At 44.2% G+C, this 17,022-nt stretch carries 12 protein-coding genes; 9 read left to right on the forward strand and 3 right to left on the reverse strand.

The window, feature by feature from the left end; translation table 11 throughout:
- The first annotated feature begins 255 nt into the window (after positions 1-255).
- Complete coding sequence (locus AB5916_RS00670; protein WP_368188882.1) at positions 256-1,461, forward strand: hypothetical protein; 1,206 nt, start codon at positions 256-258, stop codon at positions 1,459-1,461.
- Positions 1,462-1,558: 97 nt separating this feature from the next.
- Here the strand turns inward: AB5916_RS00670 and AB5916_RS00675 are convergent, their stop codons facing one another.
- The 3 genes from AB5916_RS00675 to AB5916_RS00685 form a co-directional block, all read right to left on the reverse strand.
- Positions 1,559-2,002: an RbsD/FucU family protein gene (locus tag AB5916_RS00675; RefSeq protein ID WP_158420055.1), complete on the reverse strand. Its 444-nt coding sequence runs from the start codon at positions 2,000-2,002 to the stop codon at positions 1,559-1,561.
- Positions 2,003-2,176: 174 nt separating this feature from the next.
- The gene (locus tag AB5916_RS00680) at positions 2,177-2,569 is read right to left on the reverse strand and encodes a VOC family protein (RefSeq protein WP_158420056.1); all 393 of its coding nucleotides are present in this window, start codon (positions 2,567-2,569) and stop codon (positions 2,177-2,179) included.
- Positions 2,570-2,672: 103 nt separating this feature from the next.
- Positions 2,673-5,774 (reverse strand): leucine-rich repeat protein, encoded by a 3,102-nt coding sequence (locus AB5916_RS00685; protein ID WP_368188883.1) that lies wholly within the window; start codon positions 5,772-5,774, stop codon positions 2,673-2,675.
- A 218-nt stretch (positions 5,775-5,992) separates the two neighbouring features.
- Between AB5916_RS00685 and AB5916_RS00690 the strand changes: the two genes are divergently transcribed.
- The 8 genes from AB5916_RS00690 to rhaB all read left to right on the forward strand — a co-directional run bounded on the left by AB5916_RS00690 (position 5,993) and on the right by rhaB (position 16,983).
- Positions 5,993-7,615 carry a response regulator gene (locus AB5916_RS00690; RefSeq protein WP_368188884.1) on the forward strand — a complete coding sequence of 541 codons (1,623 nt, stop codon included), beginning with the start codon at positions 5,993-5,995 and terminating at the stop codon, positions 7,613-7,615.
- On the forward strand, positions 7,612-9,432 hold the full coding sequence (locus AB5916_RS00695) for a sensor histidine kinase (RefSeq protein ID WP_368188885.1): 1,821 nt from the start codon (positions 7,612-7,614) through the stop codon (positions 9,430-9,432). The genes AB5916_RS00690 and AB5916_RS00695 overlap by 4 nt, the downstream gene beginning before the upstream one ends.
- Positions 9,419-10,411 carry a substrate-binding domain-containing protein gene (locus AB5916_RS00700; protein WP_368188886.1) on the forward strand — a complete coding sequence of 331 codons (993 nt, stop codon included), beginning with the start codon at positions 9,419-9,421 and terminating at the stop codon, positions 10,409-10,411. The genes AB5916_RS00695 and AB5916_RS00700 overlap by 14 nt, the downstream gene beginning before the upstream one ends.
- 175 nt (positions 10,412-10,586) lie before the next feature.
- Complete coding sequence (locus tag AB5916_RS00705) at positions 10,587-11,570, forward strand: ABC transporter permease (RefSeq protein WP_158420061.1); 984 nt, start codon at positions 10,587-10,589, stop codon at positions 11,568-11,570.
- A 38-nt stretch (positions 11,571-11,608) separates the two neighbouring features.
- Positions 11,609-13,102, forward strand: coding sequence for a sugar ABC transporter ATP-binding protein (locus tag AB5916_RS00710; RefSeq protein ID WP_173728350.1), 1,494 nt, complete (start codon positions 11,609-11,611; stop codon positions 13,100-13,102).
- 15 nt (positions 13,103-13,117) lie between these two features.
- Positions 13,118-14,122, forward strand: coding sequence for an ABC transporter permease (locus AB5916_RS00715; protein WP_158420062.1), 1,005 nt, complete (start codon positions 13,118-13,120; stop codon positions 14,120-14,122).
- Between the two features lie 52 nt (positions 14,123-14,174).
- Entirely contained in the window at positions 14,175-15,254 is a 1,080-nt protein-coding gene (locus AB5916_RS00720) for a substrate-binding domain-containing protein (RefSeq protein WP_158420063.1), read from the forward strand.
- Positions 15,255-15,582: 328 nt separating this feature from the next.
- Entirely contained in the window at positions 15,583-16,983 is a 1,401-nt protein-coding gene (rhaB, locus tag AB5916_RS00725; RefSeq protein WP_158420064.1) for a rhamnulokinase, read from the forward strand.
- Positions 16,984-17,022: the final 39 nt, after the last annotated feature.

A 17,022-nucleotide genomic window follows, 5' to 3' on the forward strand; every position in this document is an offset into this window, starting at 1 on the left:
GGGAGTACAGACAAGAAGTAATTTGCAGGTATCGTAGACTGCATCCTGTATCCTGACTTTATAAATAGTAGTATTCACCTGCCTGACCGTCTGAATGGATGGTCAGGCGTTTTTTCTGCAAAAAATGACAAAAAAAGATTGAAACTTTCCATGGAAATGATAGAATAAAAAATAATAGACAATTTTCCAATCAATGTATCTTATGAGGGAAATGGACAGTTGCATTAGCAGAAAGAAAGGGAATGGAAGAACCATATGAAGAATATTCTAAAAGGATTTTTGGGAGCTGTGTTTACTGTTCTGTTTACCATTACAGTATGGGCAGATGCAGGTAATACACAGAGTATAGATTATCCCACAGATTATTATATGATCGTGGAAAGTAAAGAAGGCGGTATTGATATATATGCTGAGCCGGATCTTTCTAGCCAGAAGCTGAATGATCAGCTGATTCCTAATGGGACAGCCCTTCATATAGAAGGTGAAAAGCAAACAGAAGATAAGCGTATATGGGGTTATACCAAATATCATGGCATGTATGGATTTGTTCCTACAGATGATCTGAAGCCGGTTACCCGTTCACAGGCTGTACAGTCTGAGTATTATTTGTATGGTGGTAAGGATGCAGATTATGACCTTACGGTTGCAGCAAAAGATGGCAGCGTTGCTTTGTACCATGGCCCTGGAGAGAAGTATGACACAGTGTCCGGCGCAGACCAGATACCAAATGGACAGGTGCTGCATATTACAGCAGAGGCAGATACAGGCGAGGATGGCCTGTGGGGAAAGACGGACTATGAAGGATTGGAAGGTTGGGTAAATATTCATCAGGCCAAAGGCGAAGACTCCAAGGGAGAGGACGCAGATGGGATAGAGATTATTGAGACTGTAAATCCAACTGAGAAAGCTACACCAACAAAGGAGCCGGAGGCAGCTTCTGTAAAGAAGTCGAAAGCTGCACCTGCAAAGAAGGCACAGGCTACACCTACTAAGAAGCCGGAAGTCACACCAACAAAGGAACCAGAGGCTACACCGACTAAGAAGCCGGAAGCAACACCTACTAAGAAGCCAGAGGCTACACCGACTAAGAAGCCGGAAGCTACACCAACAAAGGAACCAGAGGCAACACCTACTAAGAAGCCTGAAGCTACACCAACAAAGGAACCAGAGGCAACACCTACTAAGAGGCCTGAAGCTACGCCAACAAAGGAACCAGAGACAGTAACACCTACAGAGGAAGCGGTAACACCTACCGAAGAGGCGGTGACACCTACAGAGGAGGCAGTTACGCCAACGGATAAAGCTTCTGCTGAGAAGGATGCAATGGCAAAGGAAGCTTCTTCCCAGGAAACAAAGGCTGAAAAAGGGATTGGTAATTTGGCTTTATGGATACTTTTGGCAGCTGTAGTGATAGGGTTGATCATAGTAGTGGTTCTTATGAAAAAGAACAAGAAGAATTAAATCAGAATACAAAAAGAACGGCCATATATCTTTCTGATGAAACAGGAGGATATATGGCCGTTTTTTATGTACTATGAAATAACTTTGTAATGAAAGATTATTTGTTGATTACAACGCCTTTCTGAAGCATTACGTTGGCATATACAGCCTTTTCACTTGTTGCAATAATGCAATAAGCAGTTTTGGCTTCTTCATAAAATGCAAACCGTTCAATATTGCCCACAGCAGAAGCACCACGGGAATCATGCTTGGTAACAATTTCTTTATAAGTATCCCAGATAGGTGTAGCCACCTGATCTCCTGGCATGACTTCCATCAGATTAACCGGATGATCTACATAAGTATCCAGTGGGATCATAGTAAGAATGGCATCCAGGATCTCAGGTACACCATGGCCATCGCACCGTACGATCACTGCATTTTTACCCATAGATTCTACAGGAAAATTACCGTCTGCAATTACAAGACGGTCGCTATGACCCATTTCACATAATACTTTTAATAATTCAGGTGATAAAATTTCAGGAACTCCCAATAACATTGTTTGCTCTCCCTTCTGTTCTTTTTTTATAGAGTACATGGAGACAGGAGAGATTGCAAGGCAATATTTTACTGAAAAAGATGAAATAGTTACGGAAAAGTTACTGTGAACAGCTGTACGGAAAATCTGCAAAAAACACAAGCAACCGTAACATTGGAAATATTCGCAGCTTATTTAAAGAAATTGGCTGAACTCAACTTTTTCTTTATTAGGGCCTTCAATGGTAAAAAACTTCACTCCATTGTCCCAGAAAGGCAGGAAATGGATCTGGTCATTTAAGGTGTTAAGGTCATGTCTGCATACCAGGTTGTATACAGCTTCAATATCTGTAACATTAATGGCAATATGCTCTATAGCACCGTAAGACATAGACGTAGAATCACACTCATAGGCTTCAATTACAAGATCACCAAGTTTTAAAAAGTTTACAGACTTACCGGTATCCTCCATTGTTGTGGAAAAGGCAATTTCAAATCCAAGCTCTGAGTAGAATAAAAGGGTTTCTGCCATGTCGGTTGTAGGAATGCCGATGTGCTGAATACCGGTAGCATAATCTTTGATTTGCATGTTATAAATCTCCTTTCGCATTTCAATTTTGTCATATGTTACATGCCCCACATCAGATAGCCAAAATGACGAGATATTCTTAGAAGAGATGTGAGGTGATATCTTATATATGTTTTATGGATTTGGTGCTGGAGCTGCGGCCGTATACAACATTTTGACCGGAACGGCTGTAAGCACGTACCCTGTAACGATAAGTGCTGCCTTTTACAGCTTTTGTATCTGTATAGGTAAGACTGCGGCTTACTCCCACCTTTTTCCAGCCTTCATTTTCATAGCGGTAGATCACATAGCCTGTAGCACCGCTGCACCGTTTCCAGCTGAGGCGGATCCTCTGGGAAACAGACTGGGGGATTCTCAGTGTTACTCTGGGCAGAGGAGTGGCAGCCGTGATGCCGGAGGTAAGATAGGAGCCAAGCACCTGTCGGTTGCCTGTGTTTGTAAAAGCTCTTACTGTATACGTGTTTATTTTTCCGGGAGCAACCGGGAAGGAGCGTGAGCTTATATGGATAAAGGAAGTGGTGCTGGCATCTGTGGAACCCAATAATTTCCAGCGTTTTCCTTTTTTAATGTAAATACGGTATCCATCTGCATCGGCTACCTTTTTCCAGGAAATCAGATTCCTGTTTGCAGAAAGAGAAGATACTTTTTTTAAGGCTGGTGCAATGGCTTTTGGGATTCCTTTCTTTCCCTTTGAATCATATCGGCTGGTTCCTGTTTTGGAAACAGCACGTACTGTGTAGGTATAAGTGGTTCCAGGCGTTAAATAACGGTGATTGTAACCATTTCGTTTGATGCCTTTTTGAAGGACTTTCCATGATTTGGCATTGCCCTCTTTGTAATAGAGAGTATAAGAAGCGGCACCAGGAATCTTGTCCCACATGATCCGAAGGGAACGGGAACTGGTAGCCTTCACAGTATGGATCTTCGGGGTACGCAGACGCGAATCCACTGTAACGGTCAAAGCAGTGGTGACCTGGGAGTCCCCCTTCAGGGTTATGGTGATCCTGGCTTTTCCGGCACGCTTCGGGGTCAGGATCCCGCTGGAGGATACTCTGCACACAGAGGGGCTGGCGCTTGCGAAAGTAAGGGCAGATGGAGAGATCTGTACATGGGAAAAGCCATTGTCAATAAAAAACTCAACTTCTTTTCTTTCGCTAAGGCCAAGCTTCATATTGCCGGTTGCATAAAATTTAAACGGGATACCGGATGAAGAAATAAAGGGTATTTCTGCAGAAACAGTACTGCTGGTATAAGCGTTCATATCAGCGGGAGTGGTAACCTGCTTTCCGTAAAGGAGTACCCAATAGCTTACACCTCCGGCAGTGATGGCTCCAACACCTGCAGCCGTGTAATCGGCATTAAAAATACCTGCCTGATCATCTCCGTTCATCCACACTGCCAATGCTTCAGAAGCGGTTCCCTGTCCTGCAGAAATGCTTTCGTAAGAAGCATCCAGGCAGGCTGTAAGTCCGGAAACACCAATAGGCCGTGTATGGGAATAAAGCACCGAAAGCTCACCGGCACGCTTCATGGCTGCATCCAACAGAGTTGTGTCCATGGTAAGCGGGGAAAGGCCTTTGGCTGAACGCTGCTGATTTACAAGGGCAACCAGCTGGGACGCACTTTCATAATCATAAGTAATATTAATGGGAATCCTGCTGGCTGTTTTCAGAAGCTCATCTGCAGGGTTCACCCGGGTATCTGGACGAATAGATACAGAGGCTGTATCCGGAAAAGCATGGTCGCCTACTGTTACAGAGGCATAGGGCAGAACTACGGAGGTGATGCCTGTATTATAAAATGCATATCTACCAATAGAAATCAGGCCCTCCGGAAGCGTAATCTGAGTAAGAGAAGGGCAACCCATAAATGCCTGATACCGGATCTCCTTCAGAGAAGAAGGAAATACCACTTCTTTCAGGGAAGCAGATTGTCCGAAGCATCCGTTAGGGATCAAGGTAACACCTTCCGGGATCTGGATCCGTTCCAGGGAGTTGCAATAGCTGAAACTGTTGTTGCCAAATTCGCGGATCCCTGTACCGAATATTATGCTGGAAAGACTGCCGCAATATTGGAAGCACTGGGTAGGAATCTGGGTCAATCCGTTGCCGATGGTAACATCTGCCAGCTGTCCGCAGCTGGAAAAAGCACTGGTTCCCATTTCCGTTACGGTGTCAGGGATCCTGATGGAGGTCAGGCGGCTTTTATAAAAGCTGGCAAGTCCAAGCCTGGATACCTGGTTCAGATCCACAGTCTGCAGATTGGCTGCATAAAAAGCATACACGCCAATGGTCTTTACCGAATCAGGTACCTGGTAGCTTTGCGCTGAGCGGGCAGGTGGGTAAAGACATAAAGTGGTCATGTCTTTTGTGAAAACAACACCGTCCACGCTCTGGTAAGAAGGATTCTCCGGGGAAACAAGCAGCTCCTGCAGCCATTCGCAGCCAAAAAGCATTTTGTCAGAAAGCGTGGCCAGAGAAGCCGGAAGAGTCAGGGAAGTGATCTGGGTTGCCTGAAAAGCAAAATTACCAATCCTTGAAACTGAATCTGGCAAAGAAACAGAAGTCAGGGAGGTACATTCTGCAAAGGCACCATCACTGATCCCTTCCAATGTATCCGGAAGGGATACAGAAGTTACTTTAGAAAATCCGTAAAAGGCAGCGGATCCAATCTGGGTGATCCCTGAAGTGATCTGGATCTGTGTAGCCTGGTCACGATAGCAGTCCCAGGAAGGACGTACATTCTGGCTGAAGTCTCCTGTACTGCCTGTACCGGAAAGAGTCAGGATCCCTGTATCTATGTCAAAAGCAGCCTGGATACTGGTACTTGCTGTCACATCCTCATTCTTAAGAGATGGGTCCCCATCCGAAAAAAGTGAAACATCGTCTGCATCTGCACCGAAAACATCTGTTTCCACGGAAGATTCATGGGCTATATCTATCGGTGTATCCAGGTCCGTGGAGTCTGCAGAAGCCACATCCTGGAAGTCTGCATTTTCTGATTCGTCAGAAGCATCTGTATTGTCTAAAGATTCATCTGTTACATCCTGAAACATGTCATCGGAAATGCTATTAGAAAAATTATTGGAAGCTTCTTCAAAAAGACTGGCATCATCTGTATAAGCTTCTTCTGTACCCCAGACCGGACCTGCAGGAGTGCAGACCATGGCAGCAGCCAGAAGGATGGCAATGTTTTTTCTTTTCAAACTAATTTCCTCCCTTGAAAATGATATTTGACTATTCAGATTATACCACCCACAGCTGAAAATAGGAATGCTTTTTGTGCAAAATTCAGGAGTTCCGTTGTAATAAAGGGGCGAATATGATACTATATTAGAAAAGAATTGGAGAGGGAGATCGTAAAAAGTACCGGCGGGCAGAAGACTGGGGAATGTATAAGGTGCTTTTACAAACAGGAAAAATAATGTATCGTATTTTATTAGTAGATGATGAGATCTTGGTAAGAGACGCTATTCGGGAGAATATTGATTGGGGAGCCATGGACTGCCAGCTGGTGGGGGATTGCGAGAATGGCAGGCAGGCTATGGAATTTGTAACAGAGCATCCGGTGGATATTGTTCTTACAGATATTTGTATGCCCTATATGGATGGCATGGAATTAAGTAAGTTTCTTCATGAAAAATATCCGGATATTTTTATTGTGATTTTTAGCGGGTTTGGAGAATTTGAATATGCCCAGAAGGCTATCCAGTATGGTGTGAGTGAATATCTTCTTAAGCCTGTTACTGCTATGGAACTGCGGGAAGTGATCGGCAGAGTAAAAGAGAAGATTGATGAGAAGCGTGGGGCCAGGGAGCAGATGGATTCGTTGCTTCGTACCTCTGAGGATTATCGGGACAACGCACTGATGATCCGGTCCGGAGCTATCGAGGGGCTTGTGTCCTGCACCAGGGATATTCAGGAAAGCCTTTATCAGTTGGAAAGGCTGGGGATTCATCTGGATGCCCAGTCCTACAGGGTAGCGATCATTGACCTGGATGCCTATTCCCAGCTCTTCCAGATTGAAGCAGACCAGAGACAGGAAAGCCAGCTGATGACCTTTGTGCTTTTCAATATCAGTGATGAGATCGTAAGCCGTGAGAATGCAGGCATTGCATACCAGGAAGGCAGCAGCCGGGTCTGTGTTCTTTTTGCTGGTGAAAAGAATAAAGAATTTGAAAGCCGGATCCAGGCAGTATGTAAAGAAATCCAGGAGAAAGCCGGAGAGGCCATCGGCATGGGAGTATCCGTTGGCATCGGTGGCTGGGTGAGAAGTCTGACAGAATTGCATTTTTCCCATGAGCAGGCACAGAAAGGGATTGAGTGCAGATATCTTCTTGGAGGTAATCTTCTTATTAATATGGAAGATGAAAAAGAACAGGAAAGCGGACTTTCCATTCAGGTGTTTCTGGAGGATCTGGCAGAAGGCATGAAAACAGGAGAATGGAACCTGGTACAAAGCAATCTGGATCAGATTGTACAACTTATTCAGAAGGCAAGGGTGGGGAAAACCCGGGCATGCGGCTATTTGCAGCAGATCATACGTACCATTGGCCTTTGTCTTGGATCTGTTACCGGGGATCATAAAAAAGAATTAAAGCAAAGAGAGTCACTGCAGGCAAAAATACCAGAACAGCGCACCTTCCAGGAAGCGGTGACACTGGTAGAAGAATATGCAAAAAAGTCCTTTGAGGAACTTCAGATGATGAATAGCTCCAGCGGACACAGACAGGCGGCCCTGGCTATGGACTACATAAAGACCCGTTATATGCAGCCGGATCTGAATCTGAATCAGATATGTTCTTATCTGAATATCAGTACCAGCTATTTTTCCACTATTTTTAAAGAATTGACAGGTGAGACATTTATCGAAGTATTGGGACGGCTGCGGATTGAAAAGGCAATGGAGCTTCTGGAGAGTACGACCTTGAAAAACTATGAGATTGCAGAAAAGGTAGGATTTGCAGATCCCCATTATTTCGGGATCTGTTTTAAGAAAATGACTGGGAAAACGCCTACCGAATATGCCCGGGAGAAACGCAGATGAGAGAGAAGAAGAAAAACAGGGACGTGCTCCGGCATTTTAAAAGTGTAAGGAGTGCACTTTTTGCTGCTATATCTGTAATGGTGCTGTGCGCTGTAGTTATTGTGGTAGCAATTTCCCTGCGCTTTACCAGAACTTCTGTATTTGATAATGCTGTGGTTTATACCAGGACGATTGTGCGCCAGACCAACCAGAATATCGATTCCTATATTGATTACATGGACAATATTGCAACTATGGTGTCAGGCAGCCGGGACACACAGACATTTCTGTATAATAAGGATGAAGAAACACTTCAGGTTTCGGAATGCAGACAGCGTCTGGTAGAGCAGTTTCGCACGATCCTGAAAAGCCGTAACGATATTCGTAACATTGGATTGATCCAAAAAGATGGGAACCGGCTTTTTAATAATGGAGGTCAGCAGAAGAATGCTTATCTGGATCTTGACACACAGGCATGGTATAAAAATGCTATAACCAGTAACCGTTCCGTACTTACTTCGTCTCATGTGCAGCATGTGATAAGGGGAGAACGCCCCTGGGTGATCACAGTAAGCCGTGGAGTGCGTAATTTCACAGGAAGCGGCAACAGAGAAGGGGTTGTATTTATTGACCTGAATTACAGTGCCATCAGCGAATTGTGTGACCAGAACAGTATTGGTTCCAAGGGATACGTTTTCCTTCTTGACCAGGATGGAAATGTTGTTTATCATCCCCAACAGCAGCAGCTTTATAATGAACTTCAGACCGAAAATATCGATCTTGTCATGAATACAGACAAGGAAACGCTGATGGATGGAAGTGGGGACAATGCCAGGATCTATACGATTTCCCGGTCTGAGAAAACCGGCTGGACGGTAGTTGGCTGTACGAATGTAGCAGAGCTTTTGAAAGACAGCAAAAAGGCCAGAAGCATTTATGTGTTGGTAGCGGCAATCCTGGTGGTTGTAGCATTAGTTCTTTCCAATTTTATTGCAAGGAATATTACACGGCCGCTTCAGCAGCTTCGGGATTCTATGGCAAGGGTACAGGAAGGAGATTTCGGGGCAGCGGAAGTAGAAGTGACATCTCGGAATGAGGTGGGCAGCCTGACCAGATCCTTCAATGTGATGACCAGCAGGATTCAGGAATTGATGAAGCAGAATATTTATGAGCAGCAACAGAAAAGAAAAAGTGAACTGAAGGCATTGCAGTCCCAGATCAACCCGCATTTTCTGTACAATACCCTGGACTCTATCATCTGGATGGCAGAAGGGAAGAAAAATGAAGAAGTAGTGGTTATGACTGCTTCGTTGGCAAGGCTTCTCAGACAGAGCATCAGCAATGAAGAGGAACAGGTGCCTATTGGCCAGGAAGTGGAATATGCAAGAAGCTACCTGACGATCCAGAAAATGCGTTATAAGGATAAGCTGGAGTTTCAGATCCAAGTTGATGCCCAGATCATGAGAGTGCCCATCATTAAGCTGGTGCTTCAGCCGTTGATTGAGAATGCGATCTACCATGGACTGAAATATAAAGAAGGCAAAGGCCTTCTCATTGTGAGAGGATACAGGGAAGGGGAAAATGCGGTGCTCCAGATCAAGGACAACGGAGCAGGCATGGATGAACAGACGCTGTCTCATATTTTTGAAAAACACAAAGTGAATTATCGGTCAAACGGAGTGGGAGTCTATAATGTACAGAAAAGACTTCAGTTGTATTACGGAATGGATTACGGCATTACATACAGCAGTAAGCAAGGAGAAGGAACCACTGCTTCTATTGTAATTCCTATGAATGTGATTCCCATGAAACAGGAGGCAGATCATGAAAAAATATAAAAAATGGATCGCTATGGGTGTGATCGGCTTCCTGATATTTCTTGGCTTTTTTACAGGCTATATCCTGCAGAAGCAGAAGAGCAGCACACCATTGTCTTTGATCTATATTCCTAAAACCGAAGACGGAACCAGTGATTTCTGGTCTTCTCTTATTTCCGGAGCCAGGATGGCTGCCAGTGAATATGGAGTTCAGCTGAAAGTGATGGCACCGAAAAATGAACAGGATGTTAAAGGCCAGGTCAGTCTTCTTAAAAAAGCAATCGAACAAAATCCGGATGGGATCCTTTTTTCTACATCCAGTAACAGCGCAGCCAATAAAGATCTGAAAAAAGCAAAAGAAAAAGGCATTTGCATTACCTATATTGATTCCTGTACCACAGAGGAATTGCAGGATCTGACTGTAGCCACAGACAATGTGGAAGCAGGGCGCAGGCTTGGGGAATATGCAAGGACGATCGTAGGCAAGGATGATAAGATTGCAGTGATCAGTCATGTGAAAGGGGTTTCCACAGCTGTGGAACGTGAGCAGGGATTCCGCGAAGGCCTGGGAGATTATGAGAAGAATATTGTGGAAGTGGTGTACTGCAATTCTCTTTTTGACAGATCTTACAATCTGGCAAAGGAACTGATGGAAAAGTATCCGGATCTGAAGATGATCGCAGGCATGAATGAGTATTCTTCTGTAGGTGCAGCCAGGGCGGTGAAGGAGGCGGAAGCAAAGGACCGGATCGCCACAGTTGGCATTGACAGTTCCCAGGAAGCAGTGCAGCTGATGGAACAGGGTGTATTTAAAGCATTTGTTGTACAGAAAGCTTTTAAGATGGGATATCTTGGAGTAAAAGAAACGGTTCTTCACTTGGAAGGGAAAAAGGAGGAAAAGAACATTGATTCTGGCTGTGAACTGATCACTCCGGAAAACATGTACAACAGTGAGATGGAAAAGCTGTTATTTCCATTTAATACAAAAAAGAATACATAAATATCAAAAAAGGGAGCGGAGTGATCCGTTCTCTTTTTGCATTTGGGAAAAAAAGGTAAAAAAATTCCTTACCGTAAATTTTTAACCTTTTTCAAGAATATATTCCATTAAAATCCAGATGGCCACAGGATATAATAATCACAGTTGAAGGGAAATGAAATGAGGAGGAACGGAAATGGAAAATTTCAAAAACAGCCCATTTGTAAAAAAGGTTGGATTTAACAGGATTGTATTATGTGGTGTGCTTCTTGTTATGTACATTGCATTTGCGATCATCAGCCCTACGTTTTTAAGCTATTCCCGAATCCTGAGTGCATTGAACTATGCGTACTTTCTAGGATTCCTGGCATTGGGAGTTACCTTTGTGATCGCCACCGGCGGTATTGATTTCTCAATCGGTCCGGTAATGTTCTGTGCAGCACTGATCGCAGGAAGACTCTTAACAAAAGACGGTATACCTACAGGAGCAGCTCTTCTGGTATGTGTTCTGGTAGGCCTTGTGTTTGGTATCTGGAATGGATTCCTGGTAGCCTACATGGGACTTCCGTCATTTATCTCTTCCATGGCTTCCATGATGCTGGCAAAGGGAATCGGTTCTGTATTTACACAGACACAGACCATCAGCTGGCCACAGTCAAGTGATGCATCCGGCTGGTACAGAAGCCTGGTAAGGATGAAGATCGGAAACACAGATGTTCCAACTGGTCTTCTGATCCTGCTTGTGATCGCAGTGATCTGCGCAATCATCCTGAATAATACAAAAGCAGGAAGATATATCCTGTGCCTGGGCAGCAACAAAGAAGCAGTCCGCTTATCCGGTGTTAATGTTAAGAAATGGGAAATGCTGGCATATGTGATCTGCGGAACATTGGCAGGAATTGCAGCAATCGCCTATGTTGGTTCCTATACAACAGTTCAGCCGGGACTTGGTGATACATTCAACAATGATGCTATTGCAAGCTGCGTTATGGGAGGAACTTCCATGGCAGGTGGAGTGGCCTCTATCGGAGGAAGTATTATTGGTGTTCTGATCGTATCACTTCTTCAGGAAGGTATCCTTGCAATGGGCTTCCAGAAAGATTATCAGTATGTAATTACCGGTATCATCGTTCTTCTGGCTGTGTATGCAGATGTTCGGAGTAAGAAGAGAAAGAACTGATGTGTGACTACAATAAAGTAGAGAGAAAGGATAGAGATATGGGTGAAGTCATTTTAACAATGAAGGGTATAGATAAGTCTTTCCCCGGTGTTCATGCACTGGACCATGTTGACCTGGAGATCAGAAAAGGTGAAGTTCACGCTCTGATGGGAGAGAACGGAGCCGGTAAATCCACTCTGATGAAAGTTCTGACAGGTATTTATTCCAAGGATTCCGGTTCGATTACATATGAAGGAAAAGAAGTAGAGTTTACAAGCCCAAGGGATGCACAGGATGCAGGTATTGTGATCGTGCACCAGGAGCTGAACATGCTGAATCATCTTACAGTGGCTCAGAACATTTTTATCGGCCGTGAGATCATGAATGGCAAGCTGATCAACGATGCGAAGATGAATGAGGAAGCAGCAAAGCTTTTCAGACAGCTGAACATTGATATTGATCCAAAGGAAAAAATGGGAAATCTTACTGTTGGCAAGCAGCAGATGTGTGAGATCGCCAAAGCGATTTCTCATGAGGCAAAGGTTATCATTTTTGATGAGCCTTCTGCAGCTCTTACAGAAGCAGAGATCGAAGAACTGTTCAAGATCATCCGTGATCTGAGGGATAAGCAGCTGGGAATCGTTTATATTTCCCATCGTATGGATGAGATCAAGGTGATCACAGACCGTGTAACAGTTATGCGTGATGGAAGTTATGTAGGAACACTGATCACAAAGGATTGTACAAAAGATGATATCATCAATATGATGGTTGGCCGTGTGATCTATGAAGATCCGAAGACAGAAAGCAATGTGGCGCCAGACGCACCGGTTGTTCTGAAGGTAGAACACCTGAATGCAGGGAAGATGGTACAGGATGTAAGCTTTGAACTTCACAAAGGAGAAATCCTTGGTTTTTCCGGCCTGATGGGTGCAGGACGTACAGAGACTGCAAGAGCACTTTTTGGAGCAGATCCTAAAGAAAGCGGTGATATTTACGTAAATGGTAAAAAAGTAGATATCAAGAGCCCTATGGATGCTGTAAAATGTGGAATCGGTTATTTGTCAGAGGACAGAAAGCGTTACGGAATTGTTGTAGCCAAAAGTGTGGCAGAGAATTCTACCATGGCAAGCATGGAGAATTTCATGAATGGAATCTTCATTAACAAGAAAAAAGAAAATGAGATTGCAAAGAAATATGTAAATGACCTGAAAACAAAAACACCAGGCGTAGATCAGCTGGTAGTAAATCTTTCCGGTGGAAACCAGCAGAAAGTAGTTATTGCTAAATGGCTGGTAAGAAACTGTGACATCCTGATCTTTGATGAGCCTACCAGAGGTATTGATGTAGGTGCTAAAAGTGAGATCTATCACCTGATGAATGAGCTGGTGGCAGAAGGAAAGTCGATCATTATGATTTCCTCTGAAATGACAGAGATTCTGAGAATGAGTGACCGTATCGTGGTAATGTGTGAAGGCAAGAAGACCGGTGAGATTGATATCTCAGAGGCAACACAGGAAAATATCATGCATGCGGCTACCAGAAGAGAATAAGAGGAGGAAGGAAAAATGGCAGATAGAGAAAAAAAGGGGAATGCTTTTACCAATAACCCTATTGTAAAAGCTATTGGAACCCAGAAAATCGTGGTTGTGCTGGTAATTATTTTCCTGGCGATCATGTTTTCAGTGGGAAGTCCGGCTTTCAGACAGTATTCTACATTAGTTAGTATTTTTGATTATTCATATTACATCAGCTTCATGGCAATTGGTGTTACCTTCTGCCTGATCACAGGTGGTGTAGACCTTTCCATAGGAACAGGAATGATCTGTTACGCATTGTTTGGCGGTCATCTGATCACAAAGGTAGGAATGCCTGTAGTGGTTGGTATGCTGGCAGCCATTGCACTGGGAGTTTTGATCGGTCTGTTAAACGCATTACTGGTTGCAGTGATGGATCTGCCTCCCTTTATCGCAACACTTGGCACTATGATGATCACCAGAGGTCTTGGTTCTCTTCTTACTGGAGCCATGAGTGTTACCTGGCCTCCGGCTGCAGCTGAAAACGGCTGGTTCCGCAGCATTTTCAAGCTGAAAATGAACGGAAAGATGATCCCGGTAGGATTTATTCTGGTACTGATCTGTGTGATCCTGATGTCCATCTTCCTGAATAAAACAAGAGCAGGACGATATATTATCGCTATTGGAAGCAACAAAGAAGCAACAAGATTATCAGGTGTAAATGTAGTAAAATATCAGTCTCTGGCTTATCTGATCTCCGGCTTTTTCGCAGGACTTGCAGGTATCGCCTATGCGGCTACATTCCAGGCGATTCCGCCAGGAACCGGAGCAGGACTGGAACTGGATGCTATCGCCGGAGCGATCATTGGTGGAACATCCATGAATGGTGGAGTAGGGACAGTTACAGGAACTCTGTTAGGTGTTTTCGTAATGTCACTGCTGAAAACAGGTTTTCCGTACATCGGACTGCAGGCAAACTGGCAGCAGATCTTTACAGGTCTGGTATTGGTTCTGGCAATCTTCATAGATGTACTGAAAAATAAAAAAACTGCATAAGGGGTATGCAGAAACTACAAACTATATAATTCAAATCAAGGAGGATTTAAAAATGGCAGGAAAGAAATTAATGAGCGTTGCATTATGTGCTGCAATGGTTGGAACTATGGTTGGTGCAGTTACAGTTCATGCTGAGTCTGATTATGCAGGACTGAAGATTGAGATCGTATCTAAAGGCTTCCAGCATCAGTATTGGCAGGCAGTTTTAAAGGGCGCTGAGGAAAAAGCAGAAGAATTAGGATGCTCCATCAATTTCGTAGGACCAAACTCCGAGTCTGATATTGCAGAGCAGGTTCAGGAACTGAACTCCGCAATCAACCAGAAACCAGATGCTATCGGACTTGCTGCTCTTGATACAAGCGCATGCTTGGATGCAATCGGACAGGCTCAGGATGCAGGTATCCCGATCATCGGTTTTGACTCTGGTGTTCCGGATGCTCCGGAAGGCGCAGTAGTTGCAAACGCTTCTACAGACAACTATGCAGCAGGTGCTCTTGCAGCAGAGAAAACATATGAAGTATTAAAGGACAGAATCGCAAATGCTGATGGCAAAGTAAGAATCGGTGTTATGGGCCAGGATGCTACTTCCGAGTCTATCGTAAACAGAGGTCTTGGATTTATCGATAAGATGGGCGAGCTGATCATCGCAGACGGCAAAACAGTTTCTCTTGAAGGAAATGACAGATACGTTGGAGATTCTAAGGTTGAAGCTACAGACGACGGTGATGTTGTAATCGAGATCCTTGTTCCTTCACAGGTAACATCTGAGCTGTCCGCAATCGACTGCCAGACACTGTTAAATAAAGATGATACAATCTGCGTATACGGCTCCAACCAGCACTCTGCAGAGGCTATGATCACAGGTAATGAGAACCTTCAGAAACTTGGCTCTGGTGATGATCAGGTTGTTGGTGTTGGATTTGACTCCGGCGCAAACATCAAAGCAGCAGTTGCTGACGGTACATTCATCGGCGCTATCACACAGGCTCCTGTAGCAATGGGTGCATCTGTAGTTGAACTTGCTTGCAAAGCAGCAAAAGGTGAGACTGTAGAAGACGTTGACAGTGGATGCCAGTGGTACACAGCTGAGAACATGAACGACGAAGAAATCGCACAGAACCTGTACGACTAAAGCGAATGCAGACTCGAAATATGAAGCTTTCGGCTGCTTGCAGACGGAAAGATTCATATGAGTGCAGCGAACATCGAAAGACCGAAGATCTTGAGATGGCATTCGCGATAATGTACTAACGAAACTTATCAGGAAAACCGGAGGCTACCCTCCGGTTTTCTTTTTAGAAACTATGCACAGTTTGCAAATAAGAACCTTTTTTATGGCAAACCAGGTTCTTATGCATTACTGATTTATGTAGTAATATGGTATCATCAATATGAAGGTATTCCTACATAGATTCAGACAAAATACGAGGAAACGTACAAATATTGAGGAGGTTTTAAAAATGACAAAGTATTATCTGGCAGTAGACATTGGGGCATCCAGCGGAAGACTGATCCTGGGACATCTGGAAAATGGAAAGATGGTGCTGGAAGAAGTGCACCGTTTTGAAAATGGGATGGTAAAAAAGGACGGAGAGCTTTGCTGGGAATTTGACAGGCTTTTCGTAGAAATCAAGGACGGACTGAAAAAATGTAAAGAGCTGGGCAAGATCCCGGTAAGCATGGGAGTAGATACATGGGGAGTTGATTATGTCCTTCTGGATGAAGCTGGACAGGTTCTTGGCAATACCGTTGGCTACAGAGATCATCGCACAGAGGGTATGGATGAAGAAGTATATAAGATCATTCCACAGGAGAAGCTGTATGAGCGTACAGGTATCCAGAAAGAGATCTTTAATACCATATACCAGCTGATGGCGGTAAAGAAAAAACATCCAGAATATTTGGAAAAGGCAGACACTCTGCTTCATGTACCGGATTATTTTCATTACCTTCTCACAGGAAAGAAAACCTGCGAGTACACAGAAGCAACCACAGGACAGCTTGTAAGTCCGTTGACAAAGGACTGGGATTATGAATTGATCGATATGCTGGGATATCCAAGAAAAATGTTCCAGAAGCTGATCATGCCAGGCACACCCATCGGCCATCTCACAAAAGAAGTACAGGAAGAGGTAGGATTTGATCTGGAAGTTGTAGCTCCCGCGACTCATGACACAGGCTCTGCTGTTCTGGCAGTACCGGCAAATGATGATGACTTTATTTATATCAGCTCCGGTACATGGTCTTTGATGGGACTGGAAAGAAAAGAAGCAGACTGTTCACTGAAAAGCTGCGGTATGAACCTGACAAATGAAGGAGGATACGGAGGAAGATTCCGCTATCTGAAAAATATTATGGGACTTTGGATGATCCAGTCTGTACGCCATGAATTCCAGGATAAATACGGATTTGGCGAGATCTGCCAGATGGCAGAAGAGGCGAAAGATTTCCCGTCCCGGGTGGATGCAAATGCACAGTGCTTCCTTTCTCCGGAGAACATGACGAAAGAAATCCAGGATTACTGCAGACGGACAGGTCAGCAGGTTCCGGAAACCTTAGGCCAGATCGCAACTGTGATCTATACAAGCCTTGCAGAATGCTATGCACGTACAGCAAAGAGCTTGGAAGAAATGACAGGCAGAACCTACAGTAGGATCCACATTGTAGGTGGTGGCGCAAATGCAGGATACTTAAATGAACTGACAGCGAAAGCAACAGGAAAAGAAGTTCATGCAGGTCCCACAGAAGCTACAGCTATTGGAAATATTACAGCACAGATGCTGGAGGCTGGAGAGTTTAGATCTGTAGAGGAAGCAAGAACTGCGATCCACCAGTCTTTTGATATTAAAATATATAAATGATGTAATCAAAATCCATTGGGAAGAGATTATTTAAAGGAG

Origin of the sequence: Blautia sp. 1033sp1_1033st1_G9_1033SCRN_220408, from assembly GCF_040929965.1 — a bacterium.
Taxonomy (GTDB): domain Bacteria; phylum Bacillota; class Clostridia; order Lachnospirales; family Lachnospiraceae; genus Blautia_A; species Blautia_A ammoniilytica.